The organism is Methylobacterium sp. J-078, assembly GCF_022829285.1.
In the GTDB taxonomy this organism is placed as follows: Bacteria; Pseudomonadota; Alphaproteobacteria; order Rhizobiales; family Beijerinckiaceae; genus Methylobacterium.
In genome coordinates this window covers 161,662-176,314 of record NZ_JAKSYI010000060.1, presented here as the reverse complement: position 1 = coordinate 176,314, position 14,653 = coordinate 161,662, and the positions used below count along the sequence as shown (strand labels likewise).

Genomic DNA, 14,653 nt, shown 5'->3' with positions numbered 1-14,653 from the left:
GGGAGCTCTCCTCCCCCCTGTGGGGAGGAGTTGGAGGTGGGGGTGGTGCAGAAGGCACCGCGAGCGCTCGATCCTGCACCACCCCCACCCTCGGTCCCTCCCCGCAAGGGGGAGGGAGGGGTCTCAGTAGACGTCCTGCTGGTAGCGGTGCGCCCGCTCCAGGGCGGCCACCGCCGCCTCGGCATCCGCCGGGCTGAGGGCCTTCACGTCCTGGTAGGCCTTGACCACGGCGCCCCGCACGTCCTTGGCCATCCGGGTGGCGTCGCCGCAGACGTAGAAGCTGGCGCCGCCGTCGAGCCAGGCCACCAGTTCCTTGGCGTGCTGGGCGATGCGGTCCTGCACGTAGATCTTCTCGGGCTGGTCGCGGGAGAAGGCCACGTCGATCTGCGTGAGCGAGCCGTCCTCCAGGGCCTCCTGCCATTCGAGCTGGTACAGGAAGTCGTGGGTGAAGTGCCGGTCGCCGAAGAACAGCCAGGCGCGGCCGGGGGCCTCGACGGCGCGGCGCTCCTGCACGAAGGCGCGGAACGGGGCGACGCCGGTGCCGGGGCCGACCATGATGATGTCGGTGGCCGGGTCCTGCGGCAGGCGGAAGTGCCGGTTGGGCTTCAGCTTCACCCGCAGCTTGGCGCCGTTCTTGATCCGGTCGGCGACATGGGTGGAGGCGACGCCGGAACGGGCCCGGCCGTGGGTCTCGTAGCGCACTGCCGCGATCACGAGGTGGACCTCGTCGCCCACTTCCTTGCGCGAGGAGGCGATGGAATAGGCGCGGGGCGGCAGCGGCCGGGTGATGGTGTTGAGGTGCTCGGCGGTGATCGCGGCCGGGAAGCTCTGGATGAGGTCGATGAGGTGGCGGCCCTCGATCCAGGCCTTGGCCTCGCCGCTGTCGATGAGCTTCTGGGCCTCTCCATGGCCCGTTGCCTTGACGAAGCGCTCCACGGTGGTGGCCGACAGCGTGGTGATGTCGCGCTCGGCCAGCAGGGCCTGGCGCAAAGCCACGTCGCCGGCGAGGCCGGTGGCGGCGAGGATCTCGTCGACCAGGGCCGGGTCGTTCTCCGGATAGATCTCCAGGGAATCGCCGGGCTCGTAGGCCGGGGCGCCGTCCTCGAATTCGAGGGCGATGTGGATCGTCTCCTTGTCGGAGCGCGACGAGTTCAGGTTCACGTGGTCGATGACCTCGACCACCCGGGGCTCGCGGCTCGGCTCGACGTCGTCCTCGTCGCCTGCGGCGCGGGCGGCGAAGTCCACCGCCACGACGTTGTCGGCGCTCGGGGGGGGCGCTAGCGCCTTAAGCGTGTCCTTGATCCAGGCGGCGGCCGGCGTCTCGAAATCGAGGTCGAGATCGGCGCGTTCGTGGGCCCGGGTGCCACCCAGCGCCTCGAAGCGGGCGTCCAGCGCCTTCCCGATGGCGCAGAACTCCGCGTAGGAGGTGTCGCCGAGCGAGAGCACGCCGAACGAGACGCCGTCGAGGCGCGGCGCGCCGTCGCCCATCAGCTCGTTGTAGGCGCGCGTCGCGCGGGCCGGCGGCTCGCCCTCGCCCCAGGTCGCCGCGATGGCGACGATGCGCTTCTCGCCTGCGAGGCTGGCGATCTCGAGGTCGGCGAAGTCGACGACCTTCGGCTTGAAGCCGTTCTTGCGGGCGAGCTTGGCCATGTCGTTGGCGAGCGTCTCGGAATTTCCGGATTCGCTCGCGAACAGGATGGTCAGCGGCTCGGCGGCCTTCGGCGGGGCCGCTGGAGCGGCGGCGGCCTGCGGCGCCCCGCTGGCGTCGAGGCCGGCGAGGAAGCCCGCGAGCCAGGCGCGCTGAATCGGGGAGGCGGCGCCGAGGACGGCGTCGAGGCTGGCGCGTTCGGTGTCGCCGAAGGGAGCCGTGCGGGGAATGATCGCGTGTCGTGCCATGTGGGGAGCCATGTCGTCCTGAGAGGCCGGCTGTCAACGGGGTTGTCCGTTTTACAGAACGACGTCACGGTAGAAGGAGCTGCCTGCGTGTGCAGTGCAAAAGAGAACTTTATTCCCCGGCCACCACCGACAGCGTCGGCGTGAAGCGTCCGTTGGCGGGCGGGGCCGGAAGGGGCAGGGCCGTGGTGGACTTGACCTTCTCCATCGCGAACCGGGAGGTCACGTTCTTGAGGGGCAGAGTCGCGATGAGGTGCTTATAGAACGTATCGTAGGCGCGCATATCGGCGACGACGACGCGGAGCATGTAATCCACGTCTCCGGCCATGCGATAGAACTCGAGCACCTCCGGCATCGCCGAGACGGTCTCGGCGAAGCGCTCCAGCCATTCGCGGGAATGATCCGCCGTCTCGATGGAGACGAACACGGTGAGGCCGAGGCCGAGCTTCACCGGATCGAGCACGGCGACGCGCCGGTCGATGACGCCGTCCGCTTCCAGGCGCTGGATGCGCTTCCAGCACGGGGTCTGCGACAGCCCGACCTTCTCGCCGATGGTGGCGATGGACAGGGTGGCGTCGTGCTGCAGCAGCGCCAGGATCTTCAGGTCGATCGAATCCAAGCTGGCCTCGCGGGTTCGTGAGACGGACGTGCGGGTCGACACGTCGCGGCGACCCGATGAGAGGAATTTTCCTCACCGGGCAACGGAATGCGTCGTGGCCCGTTGCGCCAGGGCCACGTCCACACCCCGGGGTTGCCCCGCGCGGATGGCCGTCATGCCTTGACAGCGTTCGTTATAGCGAACATTTCAGGGGTCAGACAAGTCACCTCGCCGACCCCTTTCATCAAGTCACGTCCACCACGTCACATCGCGAAGTCTCTCATGAGTTCTCCCTTGGAACACGCGTCGCGGGATCTGGCCTCCGCGATGGCGGGTCTCGACCTGAAGGGCCGGATCGCGCTGATCGAGGCGACGGTGCCGGGCCGGCTGGTGTTCACCACCAGCCTCGGCATCGAGGACCAGGCGCTGACCCACGCGGTGGCGATGCACAAGGGTCGCACCGAGATCGTCACCCTCGACACCGGGCGGCTCTACCCCGAGACCTACGACACCTGGAGCGAGACCGAATCCGCCTACGGCATCCGCATCCGCGCCTACGCGCCCGAGCGCGAGGCCGAGGAGCGGTTCGTGGCCGCGTCCGGCATCAACGGGTTCCGCCACTCGGTCGCCGCGCGCCAGGCCTGCTGCGGCTTTCGCAAGGTCGAGCCCCTCGGACGGGCCCTGGACGGGGCCGTCGGATGGCTCACCGGCCTGCGGGCCGGGCAGTCGGCCAACCGCGCCGACACGCCGCTCGCGGAGGCCGACGCGGCGCGCGGCCTGATCAAGATCAATCCCCTGGCGGACTGGACCCGCGCCGACGTGGAGCGCTTCGTCTCCGACAACTATGTGCCCTACAACGTGCTGCACGATCGCGGCTTCCCCTCCATCGGCTGCGCGCCCTGCACCCGGGCGATCCGCGTCGGCGAGGACGAGCGCGCCGGCCGCTGGTGGTGGGAGCAGGCCTCCAAGAAGGAATGCGGCCTGCATGTCCACGGCGCGGGCGACCACGCCTCGGAAGAGACGATCGCCCCCGGCCAGGAAGCGGCCGCCTTCGAAACGAACCCAACCCCGAACGCCCTGGAGATGGCCCGATGAGCGCCGCCCCCCTCACCACTCAAGCGGCCACCACTCAAGCGGCGAGCCGGTCCGACCGGCTCACCCACCTCCAGCGCCTCGAAGCCGAGAGCATCCACATCATGCGGGAGACGGTCGCCGAGACCGAGAACCCGGTGATGCTCTATTCCATCGGCAAGGATTCGTCGGTGCTGCTGCACCTGGCGCTGAAGGCCTTCGCCCCGGGGCGGCTGCCGTTCCCGCTCATGCACATCGACACGACCTGGAAGTTCAAGGAGATGATCGCCTTCCGCGATCGGCGTGCGAAGGAGCTCGGTCTCGACCTCATCGTGCACACCAACCAGGACGGTCTCGCCCGTGGCATCGGCCCCGTGAGCCACGGCTCGGAGGTCCATACCGACGTGATGAAGACCCAGGCCCTGCGCCAGGCCCTGGACAAGCACCGGTTCGACGCGGCCTTCGGCGGCGCGCGGCGCGACGAGGAGGCGAGCCGGGCCAAGGAGCGCATCGTCTCCCTGCGCACGGCCCAGCACCGCTGGGACCCGAAGCGCCAGCGCGCCGAGCCTTGGCACCTTTACAACATGAGGAAGAAGCGCGGTGAATCGCTGCGCGTGTTCCCGCTCTCGAACTGGACCGAGCTCGACGTCTGGCTCTACATCGAGCAGGAGCAGATCCCGATCGTGCCGCTCTACTTCGCCAAGCCCCGTCCGGTGGTGGAGCGCGACGGCCAGCTCATCATGGTCGACGACGAGCGCTTGCCGCTCAACCCCGGCGAGACCCCGAAGGACGTGTCGGTCCGTTTCCGGACGCTCGGTGACTATCCGCTCACCGGGGCCGTCGAGAGCGACGCCGCGACCCTGCCGGAGATCATCGGCGAGACCCTGGCTGCCCGGACCTCGGAGCGCCAGGGCCGGGTCATCGACAAGGACGGCGCGGGCGCCATGGAGCGCAAGAAGCAGGAGGGCTATTTCTGAGATGACGATCCACCAGTCACCCGAAGCCTTCGGCTACGACGCCTTCCTGGCGGCCCACCAGAACAAGGAAGTGCTGCGCTTCATCACCTGCGGCTCCGTCGACGACGGCAAGTCGACCCTGATCGGGCGCCTCCTGCACGACACCAAGCAGATCTTCGACGACCAGGTGACGGCCCTGCAGCGCGATTCGCGCAAGCACGGCACGCAAGGCGCCGAGATCGACCTGGCGCTCCTCGTGGACGGCCTCCAGGCCGAGCGCGAGCAGGGCATCACCATCGACGTCGCCTACCGGTTCTTCTCCACGGACAAGCGCTCCTTCATCGTGGCCGACACCCCCGGCCACGAGCAATACACCCGCAACATGGCCACCGGCGCCTCGACGGCGGACGTGGCGGTGATCCTGGTGGACGCGCGCCAGGGCCTGACCCGGCAGACCAGGCGCCACGCGCTCCTGGTCTCGCTCTTGGGCATAAAGCGCGTGGCGCTCGCGGTGAACAAGATGGACCTCGTCGGCTGGTCGCAGACCCGCTTCGAAGAGCTTCTGGCGGCGTTCAAGGACTTCGCGGCGCCCCTCGGCTTCACCGAGATCCGGGCGATCCCGCTCTCGGCCAAGAACGGCGACAACGTCGTGCTGCCGGGTACCGCCGCGCCCTGGTACACCGGCACCCCGCTGCTCCAGTACCTCGAGGCGGTCCCGGTCCGCGTCGAGGAGCAGGCCGCCCCGTTCCGCATGGCGGTGCAGTGGGTCAACCGGCCGAACTCGGACTTCCGGGGCTTTGCCGGCCTCATCGCCAGCGGGCGCGTGGCCCCCGGCGACGCCGTGATCGTGGAACCCTCGGGCCGCACCTCGACCATCGCCCGCATCGTCGCCGCCGACGGCGATCTGCCCCACGCGGTGGAGGGCCAGTCCGTCACCCTGGTGCTCGCCGACGAGATCGACGCCTCGCGCGGTTCGGTCATCGTCACGGCCGACGCGCCGATGCGGGTGACCGACAGCCTCGAGGCCCGCCTGTTCTGGGCGGCCGAGACCGAGCTCCTGCCCGGCGCCACCCTGCTCGCCAAGATCGGGACCGTGACGGTGAACGCCGTCGTCACCGCGATCCGGACCCGGATCGATCCCGAGACCGGCAACCCCGAGCCGGCCGCGCGCCTCACCGCCAACGACATCGCCGACGTCACCCTGACCCTCGACCGGGCGGTGGCGGTGGATGCCTACGCGGCCAACCGCGACACCGGCGGCTTCATCCTGATCGACCGCGAGACCACCGACACGGCGGCCCTGGGCCTGATCCAGGCCGATGCGGCGGCGGCTCCGGTCAAGGAAGAGCCCGCGGCGGTCCGCGAAAAGCGCTCCGGCGGCGGCTTCCTGTCGAAGCTGCGCTGGGTCTTCGGCGGGATCTGACCGCGCCCGGATTTCGGGCCGTCCGGCCCGGCATCCGCCCGTTTGAAGCCAGAACGCCGGCCCGCCTGTCGCGGGCCGGCGTTTTTGCGTTCCGGCCTCAGGGGCCCAGCCCGAGTTCGGCCCCGAACCGCTCGGCGCAGTAGGCGGCGAGGTCGAAGCCGTCGTCGGGCACCTGGAACATGAAGCGCTCGGCGATCTGCGTGACGAGGATGTCCGGCATCGTGCGCTCGACGTAAGCCCAGTCGATTGAGGTCGACCAGATGAAGTGCACCTCGCGGAACGTCTCCGCGAGCATGATGGTCAGCATCGACGGCGCGAAATGCGCGTAGGAATCGCCGAACAGGACGAGGCGGCGCGGATCGGCGGCGGGGGACGCGTTCCGGTAGATCACGTGCGCGCCCACATGCAGGGTGTTGATGGCGCCGTCCGCCTCCCGCTTCTCGACGATGGGGCTCGCGTAGTGCCGCACGGCGTCGCGCTGGAGGTCGTAGAAGCGGGCGGGCTCCGATCGCGGCGGTTCGAGCTGGCCGCCGAGGTCGCCCTGGAACTGTTGCACCGCGAAGGGCCGTTCCGGCAGGTCATCCTGCGGCACGGCCCCGAGGGACTGGCAGAGGGCGCGATAGGCCACCATGCGTCCGGCGAAGGACCAGTGGCTGTCGGTCCGGAAGTAGAGATCCTCGTCCCGGCAGCGCTGGCGGAAGGCGGTGACGAGGTCGAGGCAGGACCGGCGCACGAGGGGATGCCAGATCAGGCTCTGGCGCAGGCGCAGGGCCGGGGACAGGCGCTGATCGATCTCGAGACCCTGCAGGAGGTGGTCGTAGACCGTCAGCTTCTCGGGCACGATCAGGTGCTGGTAGGTGGTGCCGAGGCTCTCGCAGCGCCGGCTCCGGGCGATGAGCAGCCCCTTCCAGTCCGCCAGCCGCTGCTTCATGAGGGGCGTATCGCTGAACTGGCCGATCACGTTGTTGCTGCCCGCCGTGAGAAACAGCCAGCCGTCGCGTCCCTCGTGAATGAAGGCCGCCAGCGCGTCGGGCATCCGTGATCCTTTCCGGCCTGATCTCGCCTCTCGGGGCAGCGCTTAACGCGCGGCCGGTTCACCGGCAACCGAGGCGCTGATCACGGTGTGCGATCCGGCCCCACCCGTCGGTGGGGAATCGCCGTCCGTGGGGGCGGACGGCACGCGTTCCCGAGGCCCCGAACGGGTCTGGATCTTGCTCCCATGGGTCGGCATCACTAGGGTCCGCGCGCCACCGGGGCCGGGCGTCCGACGCCCCTTCGCCCCGCGCGGCGCGACCACGAGATCAGCAGGAGCACCCCGCCATGGGCTTTTTGGCCGACGCCTTGTCCCGCGTGAAGCCGTCCGCGACGATCGCGATGACGCAGAAGGCGCGCGAGCTGAAAGCGCAGGGCATGGACGTGATCAGCCTCTCCGTGGGCGAGCCTGATTTCGACACGCCCCAGCACATCAAGGATGCCGCCATCGAGGCGATCCGCCGGGGCGAGACCAAGTATCCGCCGGTCTCCGGCATCGTCCCCCTGCGCGAGGCCATCGCGAAGAAGTTCAAGCGCGAGAACGGGCTCGACTACAAGCCCGCGCAGACCATCGTGGGCACCGGCGGCAAGCAGGTCATCTACAACGCCCTGCTGGCCACCCTGAACCCGGGCGACGAGGTGGTGATCCCGCGTCCCTACTGGGTGTCCTACCCCGAGATGGTGGTGCTGTGCGGCGGCACGCCGGTCTTCGCCGAGACCGACATGGCCCACGACTTCAAGCTCCAGCCCGAGGAGCTGGAGCGGGTGATCACGCCCAAGACCAAGTGGATCATCCTGAATTCGCCCTCCAACCCGTCGGGGGCCGCCTACGCGCATGCCGAACTCAAGAAGATCACCGACGTCCTGATGCGCCACCCGCACGTCTGGGTGCTCACCGACGACATGTACGAGCACCTGACCTACGGCGACTTCGCCTTCGTGACCCCGGCCCAGATCGAGCCCGGCCTCTACGAGCGCACGCTGACCATGAACGGCGTCTCCAAGGCCTACGCCATGACGGGCTGGCGCATCGGCTACGCCGCCGGCCCCGAGCACCTGATCAAGGCCATGGACTTCGTCCAGGGCCAGCAGACCTCGGGCGCCACCACGATCTCGCAATGGGCGGCTGTGGCCGCCCTGGAAGGCACGCAGGAACACCTCGCGGAGTTTCGCGCCGCCTTCCAGGTCCGGCGCGACCTCGTGGTCTCGATGCTCAACCAGACCAAGGGCCTCAAGTGCCCGACGCCGGAGGGGGCGTTCTACGTCTATCCCTCCTGCGCCGAGACGATCGGGCGCCGGACGCCCTCGGGCAAGGTCATCGAGACCGACGCGGATTTCGTGGGCGAACTCCTCCAGGCCGAGGGCGTCGCGGCCGTGCCCGGCTCGGCCTTCGGCCTCGGGCCGAACCTGCGCATCTCCTACGCGACCTCCAACGCCGCCCTCGAGGAGGCCTGCACGCGCATCCAGCGCTTCTGCGGCTCGCTGAGCTGATCCGCGAAGGATCCACAAAGACCGGTCCGGCGGCCACCGAGGCCGCCGGACCGGGCGTTCCCGTGACGAGGGGAGGGTGCCCATGACGACGATCGCGATCGTGGCCGCCGGGGCCATGGGCAGTGCCATCGCGGGGCGCCTGACCGAGCACGGCGCCCGGGTCCTCACGAATCTCGAGGGGCGCAGCGATGCCACGCGCGCCCGCGCCGCCGCCGCCGGCATGATTGAGGCCGACCACGCCGGCCTGATGCGCGCCGACCTGCTCCTCGCGATCGTGCCGCCGGCCGATGCGGAAGCCCTGGCGCGGCGGCTGCTCCCGACCCTGCTGGCCGCCGAGCGCAAGCCCGTCTACGTCGATTGCAACGCGGTCGACGTCGAGACCGTGCGGCGGATCGCCGGCCTCGTCGCCCCCACCGGGGCGGCCTTCCTCGATGCGGCGATCATCGGCTTGCCGCCGAAGTCCGGCCAGCGCGGACCGCGCCTCCATGTCGCCGGGGAATCCGCCGAACCCGCGCTGACCCTGCGCGCCTTCGGCCTCGATGTTCGCGCCATCGATGGCGGCATCGGCGCGGCGTCTGCCCTGAAGATGTCCTACGCGGGCATCAACAAGGGCCTGACCGCCCTCGCGGCCCTGATGGTCCTGGCCGCCGAGCGGGCCGGCGCCGGTGAGGCGCTCCGCGCGGAGCTCGCCGAGAACGAGCCCCACCTCTATGCGCGCTTCGCGTGGGGGCTGCCGGACATGCTGCCCAAGGCGCAGCGCTGGGTGGCGGAGATGGGCGAGATCGGGGCCTTCCTCGGCGAGGATGCCGCCGGGCGCCAGGTCTTTGCCGGCGCGGCCGCCCTGTACGAGCGCCTGGCCTCCGAGGCGGGGGCGGACGACGCGGCGCGTCTGCGCGCCTTCGCCGAGGCGTGCGGATCGTCGCAGCCGGGATGAACCGCGCGATGTCGGTTGCCGGCTTTGCGCGCGCCCCCTACATCGGGCGTCCCTGCCACCGAGGCGTCCGATGGTTTCGCGAACCCTCTCGGGCTTGGCATGGTAGCGGGGCTTGTCGTGACGGGGCGGCGCGGACCAGTTCTCTGCGCGGTTCCTGTGAGGCCTAGTGGGCCGGGTTGCGACAGGCGTGTCACGGGCGCGGGGAACAGGAACCGCCGCCGTGGCGCATGGCCCACCTCGAACATTCCGCGTCGCGGCCCCGGCCCATCCCGAAATCGTGCCGAAGCGGAACAGGCCGCCCCCGCGGGAGGGCGTCGATCGTTAAGGATCCTCGGCAACAGTGGGGGATGACCGGGGAACCGGTCGCGTCCCACCGCGTAGCTTCGGGCCCGACTATCATGAGACGCCTCCTGACGGGTGGCATCAAGGCGATCCTCGCCATCGCCGCGCTTGCCACCGCCACCCACTGGGTCCTGCGCCTCCAGCGCGAGCCCACGCCCTCGGCCCGCGTTCTGGCCGAGATCGCCGATCCGGTGACCACCGGCTCGATCACCCCGCGCAAGGGGGAGGGCGGCGAGCCCGTCGTCGAGCATCCGGACGTGACGAAGGGCCTCGACCAGCGCGGCCTCTCCGCCCTGTTCGAGGGTGCGAAGCTTCAGAAGGCCGCCGCCAAGCGCTGAACCGCGCGCGGGCGTTCGCCGGATGGCGCAACGCCGCGGCGACGGCCGGCCTCGCGACCTGTGATCCGCTCCCGCCCGGGGGCGGATCGGCGTCCGCGCGGTGCGTGCCGATCCGGCCGAGACCGGAACCGGCCCTGCCTCGGGGTGTTGGTGGGCATCCACCACAACCTGACAGGAGGCTCCGCATGGCCACGTTCAACATGGCCAATCCCGGCCTACCCATTCCCGAGCCGTTGCCCGGCGGTATTCCCGGCGACCTGCCGCCGCCGCCGATCCCGGACGACCAGCCGGATATCGGCCCGACCGGTCCGCGCACGCCTTATCCCGTCAACGATCCGGGCATCGACGAGCCGACCGGGCCGGGCTCCGAGCCCGATTATCTCCCCGGCGGCCCGACCGATCCCGGCGTGCGCATGTAGGGGTCAGTGATCGCCGTGCGACGCCCGCACATCGCGCGGCGCGCTGAGGATCTCCGAGAGGCTCGTCATCACGTGGCGGGCCTCTTCGTCCGTCAGGCGCAGCTGGAACGGCGGCAGGGCGCCCGCCTGCAGGGCGACCACGGCCTGCCCCTGCTCGTCGGTGCCGACCTCGATGGCGGAGGAGGTCACATCGAGCATCGCGATGTCCTCGTCGCTCAAATCGTCGGGCAGATCGGTGTCGTCCGGCTCGTCGATGGCGGTGAGGAGCTGGCCGACGGCACGCACGAGGGCGCGGGCCGCGCGGGCATCCATGACCACCGCCGTCGCCTGATCGTCCTTCTGGAACGAGAGCTGAATGTTCGCGCCTTCGAGGGAAACCGAGATGCCTGCCATGAATCGCCTAAATGCCTGGTCACGAACTCTTATATGCGGTCGGAACGGCGAAGAACACAGGGTCCGGCCGGCCCTGCGCGAGGGGCGGCGACGGTTCGGTCGGGCTGGACGCCTTGTTGCGGCCGCATGATCGGACTACATGTATCGACAGCGGGCATCGGTGAGCTGAGCGCTTGTACCATGAAGCGTCTCACGTCCTGCTGATTCCGTCAGGTCTACTGAAGAGGGTCCGCCGCTTGCGTCGCGTAGACGTGGGCTGTTGATCGACGAACGATACGAGGATCTATTTCGTGAATACCGGCACTGTTAAGTGGTTCAACGAGACCAAGGGCTACGGCTTCATTCAGCCTGACGACGGCGGCAAGGATGTGTTCGTTCACATCTCCGCAGTCGAGCGCGCTGGCATGCGCAACCTCATCGAGGGTCAGAAGATCTCCTACGAGATTCAGACCGACAAGCGCAGCGGCAAGGACTCGGCTGGTAACCTCCAGGCGGCCTGACGCTCCCGGCGCCAGCCTTCGGGCTGGCGTCTTTCAAGTCGGCCTCCTGTGAGGTCGCAAGATGGCCTCCTGCGAGGCTTGAGAGCCGCCGGCGATCGGGACCCTTCCGGGGAGAAGGGAACGCGAAACCCGGCATTCCCCCAACACCAACGATTCGAGCCCCCTGGGGCCTGCACATCCAAGTCTCTGAAAGTACATAAGAAAAATATGTTGTTTGAATACACTCGGCGCCGCGGCGTCCGTTCGCCCGTCACGGACGCGGCGACATTCAAGGTCGGTCGTCTCAAGCAGACCCTGGCGCACGATGCCCAGGTTCAGGATGCCAAGAGCCGCGATATCGACCTCAGCCACCTGATCGACACCTCCTACAACTATCATTCGCCGCGCGAACTGCGCTGGCATCTGGCCGAGCGTTTCGGCATGGCCCCCGAGGCCGTTGCCCTGCGCGAGCACGCCTGAGAACCCTGCCGAGCCGCCGTACGCGGATGCTCGGCACACGGCGTTCCTCATCAGTTCGATAGGTCCCCGGCCCAGGCGTGCCGGATCTCACACGCCCCTGTCCACCCAATCGAGCCGGAGCCCGGACCCGCGTCAGCGGGTCCCCATGGCCGCCACGACCGCGTCGCGCAGCCCGTGCGACACGGCCGCGAGTTCGCCGTGGACCGGGTCCGGCCGATTGTAGGTGGTCGGCCGGCCCTGGAGGTCGCAGACCGATCCGCCGGCCTCCCGCAGAATCAGGTCGGCCCCGGCCAGATCCCAGTCGCGCGCGTTCGGCGAGACCAGTCCCACATCGACCGAGCCCTCGGCCACCCGCACCACCCGCAGGGCCAGGGATGGGATGCGCTCGATGGTAACGAAGTCGGGCCGCACGCCGTCGTGGGTGGCTCCGCGCGCGAGCCGGTCCAGCATCGGCTTCGGCCCGGTGACCCTTGCCCCCTCGATCGCCCCCTGTTCCGACACCCCGATGGGCTGCCCGTTCCGGGTGGCGCCCGCCCCGGCGGCGGCCTCGTAGAACGTGTCCGTCACGGGCGCGTGGACGAAGCCGAGCACGGGCTGGCCCGCCGCGAGTAGCGCCACCGCGATCGACCAGTCCGGATGCCCGGACATGAAGGCGCGGGTGCCGTCGATGGGATCGACGATCCAGACGAGGTCGGCCTTCAGGCGTAACGCATCGTCGCTGGTCTCCTCCGAGAGCCAGGCCGCACGGGGCAGCAGCGCGCTCAGGCGCACCTTCAGGAAGGTGTCCACCGCGACGTCGGCCTCGGTGACGGGGGAGCCCCCCGACTTGGACCAGACCCGCGCACCGGTCTGCCGGCCCGCCTGATAGAAGGGCAGGGCGAGGGTGGCCGCTTCGCGGATCGTGGCGCGCAGGGCCGGAACGAGGGCCTGCGCGGCCTCCGGGGACATCGGGTCGGACATGCGTCTCCGTACGGCGCTGGGGGGCGGTCTCTTGTCGCGTGAGACGCCGCTCGTTCCACACCCTCGGCGGGGCGAGACGCGGCCCCACCGTTGTAGGCGGCACGCGGACTTGTCACAAGCCGACGACCCGCCGTGCTTCGGACACGCGCCATGCGCGTCGAAGGGGGCCGGGCCGAACCTGCGCAGATGTCGATACGTGCGAATGTGCCTGATCTCGGCAAGGAAGCGTTGAGCATTCCACGCGCTTGAGCCTCGTCCACACTCGCTTAACGCTCACTCTTAAGGTGGTCTGAGGAGGTTAGACGCAAATCTGCTTGCCATAGACGGGTGGCCCACAGAGGTTGCCGGCGCCAACAGGGTGTACGAGCCATGAGCACTTTCGCGAACACGAACGGCCCTTCCAGAGAAACCGCATCCGCAGTGGCGCGCGCGCCCTTCGCCGTCGCCTCGTCCCTGCCCGTGTTCGGCCGCGGCGCCACCCGCCGCCCTGCCGGCATCGCCCTGGCCTTCGCCGAGGACGATTCGGATGCCTGCGGCGAGGACCGGTTCGACCTGCTCCTCGTCGATGCGAATGAGACCGTGATCACCCGCCTCGGCCCGTTCTGCGAGGAGGAGGTCGTCGCGATCTGGCGGGATTGCGCCGCGAAGTCCGGCCTGCCCCGCATGATCGTCAAGGAGGACGGCGCGCTCTCGATCGTGTCGGCTCAGCTCGGTCCCGTGGCCCTGGGCCGCACCCGGATGCGCCGCCGCGTCGGACTGCTCAACGGTCGGCGGCCGCGCTTCCTGGTGCGCCGCAAGACCGGCGCCCTGCCGGTGCGTCCCCTGATTCACCGGGGCGAGAGCGAGATCATCTCCGGCGCGCGCTGCTGAAGTCCGTCCCTCAGGGGCCGGTGAGGTGCCGCAGGATGGCGTCCGCCGCGAGGCCCAGGAACAGGATCAGGCCCGCATCCCGGTTCGAGCGGAACAGCCGGAGCGCCCCGCGCCCGTCCCGCGTGTCGAGCCGCAAGACCTGGCCGCCGAGATGGCCGGCAAACAGCGCCACGCCGAGGAGGCCCGGCCAGCCGGCGCCCGCCCGCCAAGCGGCCGCCGCGATGCAGGCCACGCTGACCCCGTAGCAGAGGCCGATCGCCCCCCGCATCCGGCGCCCGAAGAAGCGGGCCGAGGAGCGGATCCCGGCGATCTCGTCGTCCTCGATGTCCTGCACCGCGTAGATCGTGTCGTAGCCGATCACCCACGCGATCGTGCCCGCGTAGAGCAGCAGGGCCGGCGCATCGAGGTGCGCGAACACCGCCACCCAGCCCATCAGCGCCCCCCACGCGAAGGCGAGGCCCAGCACCGCCTGCGGCACCGGCATCACGCGCTTCATGAACGGGTAGATCGCCACGGGAACCAGGGAGGCGATGCCGACCCCGATGGCGGTGGCGTTGAACTGCAGCAGCACCGCGAGGCCGACCAGCGCCTGCGCCACAAGGAACAAGGCAGCGTGTCGCGCGCGGACCTGGCCCGAGGGCAGGGGGCGCGAGCGCGTGCGCTCGACCTGGGCGTCGAGGTCCCGGTCTGCGATGTCGTTGTAGGTCGAGCCCGCCCCGCGCATGGCCACCGCGCCGACGAAGAACAGCCCGAGATGGACCGGATCGGGATAGGCCGCGCCGGACGCGATGGCGGCCAGCGCCGCGGACCACCAGCAGGGCAGGAGCAGGAGCCACCAGCCGATGGGCCGGTCGATGCGGGCGAGGCGCAGGTAGGGGCGGGCGGGCCGCGGTGCGAGCCGGTCGACCCAGTGGCCCGCCACCGCATCGGCGACGCGCCGGTCGGCCGGGGGGGCGTTCACGCCGTCCATGGAC

Annotated in this window: 16 protein-coding genes; 10 read left to right on the top strand and 6 right to left on the bottom strand. The window is 69.9% G+C overall.

The features are described from left to right. Positions 1 to 123: 123 nt before the first annotated feature. Both MKK58_RS08940 and MKK58_RS08935 read right to left on the bottom strand, forming a co-directional pair. Positions 124 to 1,896, bottom strand: coding sequence for a sulfite reductase flavoprotein subunit alpha (locus tag MKK58_RS08940; RefSeq protein ID WP_243911736.1), 1,773 nt, complete (start codon positions 1,894 to 1,896; stop codon positions 124 to 126). Between the two features lie 109 nt (positions 1,897 to 2,005). Beyond that, positions 2,006 to 2,512, bottom strand: a complete 507-nt coding sequence (locus MKK58_RS08935; RefSeq protein WP_056185002.1) for an Lrp/AsnC family transcriptional regulator — start codon at positions 2,510 to 2,512, stop codon at positions 2,006 to 2,008. A 261-nt stretch (positions 2,513 to 2,773) separates the two neighbouring features. Between MKK58_RS08935 and MKK58_RS08930 the strand changes: the two genes are divergently transcribed. From MKK58_RS08930 to cysN, 3 genes are read left to right on the top strand one after another with little or no spacing between them, the layout of a single operon-like run. Continuing rightward, positions 2,774 to 3,586: a phosphoadenylyl-sulfate reductase gene (locus tag MKK58_RS08930; protein WP_243911735.1), complete on the top strand. Its 813-nt coding sequence runs from the start codon at positions 2,774 to 2,776 to the stop codon at positions 3,584 to 3,586. Then, positions 3,583 to 4,539, top strand: a complete 957-nt coding sequence (cysD, locus tag MKK58_RS08925) for a sulfate adenylyltransferase subunit CysD (RefSeq protein WP_243911734.1) — start codon at positions 3,583 to 3,585, stop codon at positions 4,537 to 4,539. Before MKK58_RS08930 ends, cysD begins: the two co-directional genes overlap by 4 nt. A gap of 1 nt (position 4,540) precedes the next feature. After that, positions 4,541 to 5,941, top strand: coding sequence for a sulfate adenylyltransferase subunit CysN (gene cysN, locus MKK58_RS08920; protein WP_243911733.1), 1,401 nt, complete (start codon positions 4,541 to 4,543; stop codon positions 5,939 to 5,941). A gap of 97 nt (positions 5,942 to 6,038) precedes the next feature. Here cysN and MKK58_RS08915 read toward each other — a convergent pair whose 3' ends face one another. Continuing rightward, positions 6,039 to 6,977 (bottom strand): alginate O-acetyltransferase AlgX-related protein, encoded by a 939-nt coding sequence (locus MKK58_RS08915; protein ID WP_243911732.1) that lies wholly within the window; start codon positions 6,975 to 6,977, stop codon positions 6,039 to 6,041. Between the two features lie 284 nt (positions 6,978 to 7,261). On the opposite strand from MKK58_RS08915, the gene MKK58_RS08910 reads away from it, so the two are divergent. The 4 genes from MKK58_RS08910 to MKK58_RS08895 all read left to right on the top strand — a co-directional run bounded on the left by MKK58_RS08910 (position 7,262) and on the right by MKK58_RS08895 (position 10,497). Then, entirely contained in the window at positions 7,262 to 8,464 is a 1,203-nt protein-coding gene (locus MKK58_RS08910; RefSeq protein WP_243911731.1) for a pyridoxal phosphate-dependent aminotransferase, read from the top strand. Positions 8,465 to 8,546: 82 nt separating this feature from the next. Next, the gene (locus MKK58_RS08905; protein ID WP_243911730.1) at positions 8,547 to 9,398 is read left to right on the top strand and encodes an NAD(P)-dependent oxidoreductase; all 852 of its coding nucleotides are present in this window, start codon (positions 8,547 to 8,549) and stop codon (positions 9,396 to 9,398) included. Between the two features lie 398 nt (positions 9,399 to 9,796). Beyond that, positions 9,797 to 10,078: a hypothetical protein gene (locus MKK58_RS08900; protein WP_243911729.1), complete on the top strand. Its 282-nt coding sequence runs from the start codon at positions 9,797 to 9,799 to the stop codon at positions 10,076 to 10,078. Between the two features lie 200 nt (positions 10,079 to 10,278). Next, positions 10,279 to 10,497 (top strand): hypothetical protein, encoded by a 219-nt coding sequence (locus MKK58_RS08895; protein WP_243911806.1) that lies wholly within the window; start codon positions 10,279 to 10,281, stop codon positions 10,495 to 10,497. 3 nt (positions 10,498 to 10,500) lie between these two features. On the opposite strand, the gene MKK58_RS08890 is transcribed toward MKK58_RS08895, so the two are convergent. Further along, complete coding sequence (locus MKK58_RS08890) at positions 10,501 to 10,890, bottom strand: hypothetical protein (protein ID WP_243911728.1); 390 nt, start codon at positions 10,888 to 10,890, stop codon at positions 10,501 to 10,503. 290 nt (positions 10,891 to 11,180) lie between these two features. Between MKK58_RS08890 and MKK58_RS08885 the strand changes: the two genes are divergently transcribed. Both MKK58_RS08885 and MKK58_RS08880 read left to right on the top strand, forming a co-directional pair. After that, entirely contained in the window at positions 11,181 to 11,390 is a 210-nt protein-coding gene (locus MKK58_RS08885) for a cold-shock protein (RefSeq protein WP_055956856.1), read from the top strand. Between the two features lie 207 nt (positions 11,391 to 11,597). Further along, positions 11,598 to 11,849, top strand: coding sequence for an AsnC family transcriptional regulator (locus MKK58_RS08880; protein ID WP_243911727.1), 252 nt, complete (start codon positions 11,598 to 11,600; stop codon positions 11,847 to 11,849). A gap of 132 nt (positions 11,850 to 11,981) precedes the next feature. Here the strand turns inward: MKK58_RS08880 and MKK58_RS08875 are convergent, their stop codons facing one another. Beyond that, positions 11,982 to 12,809 (bottom strand): inositol monophosphatase family protein, encoded by an 828-nt coding sequence (locus MKK58_RS08875; RefSeq protein WP_243911726.1) that lies wholly within the window; start codon positions 12,807 to 12,809, stop codon positions 11,982 to 11,984. A gap of 369 nt (positions 12,810 to 13,178) precedes the next feature. Between MKK58_RS08875 and MKK58_RS08870 the strand changes: the two genes are divergently transcribed. Beyond that, positions 13,179 to 13,679, top strand: a complete 501-nt coding sequence (locus MKK58_RS08870) for a DUF6101 family protein (protein WP_243911725.1) — start codon at positions 13,179 to 13,181, stop codon at positions 13,677 to 13,679. A gap of 10 nt (positions 13,680 to 13,689) precedes the next feature. Here the strand turns inward: MKK58_RS08870 and ubiA are convergent, their stop codons facing one another. Then, the gene (gene ubiA / locus MKK58_RS08865; protein ID WP_243911724.1) at positions 13,690 to 14,649 is read right to left on the bottom strand and encodes a 4-hydroxybenzoate octaprenyltransferase; all 960 of its coding nucleotides are present in this window, start codon (positions 14,647 to 14,649) and stop codon (positions 13,690 to 13,692) included. Between the last annotated feature and the right edge of the window lie 4 nt (positions 14,650 to 14,653).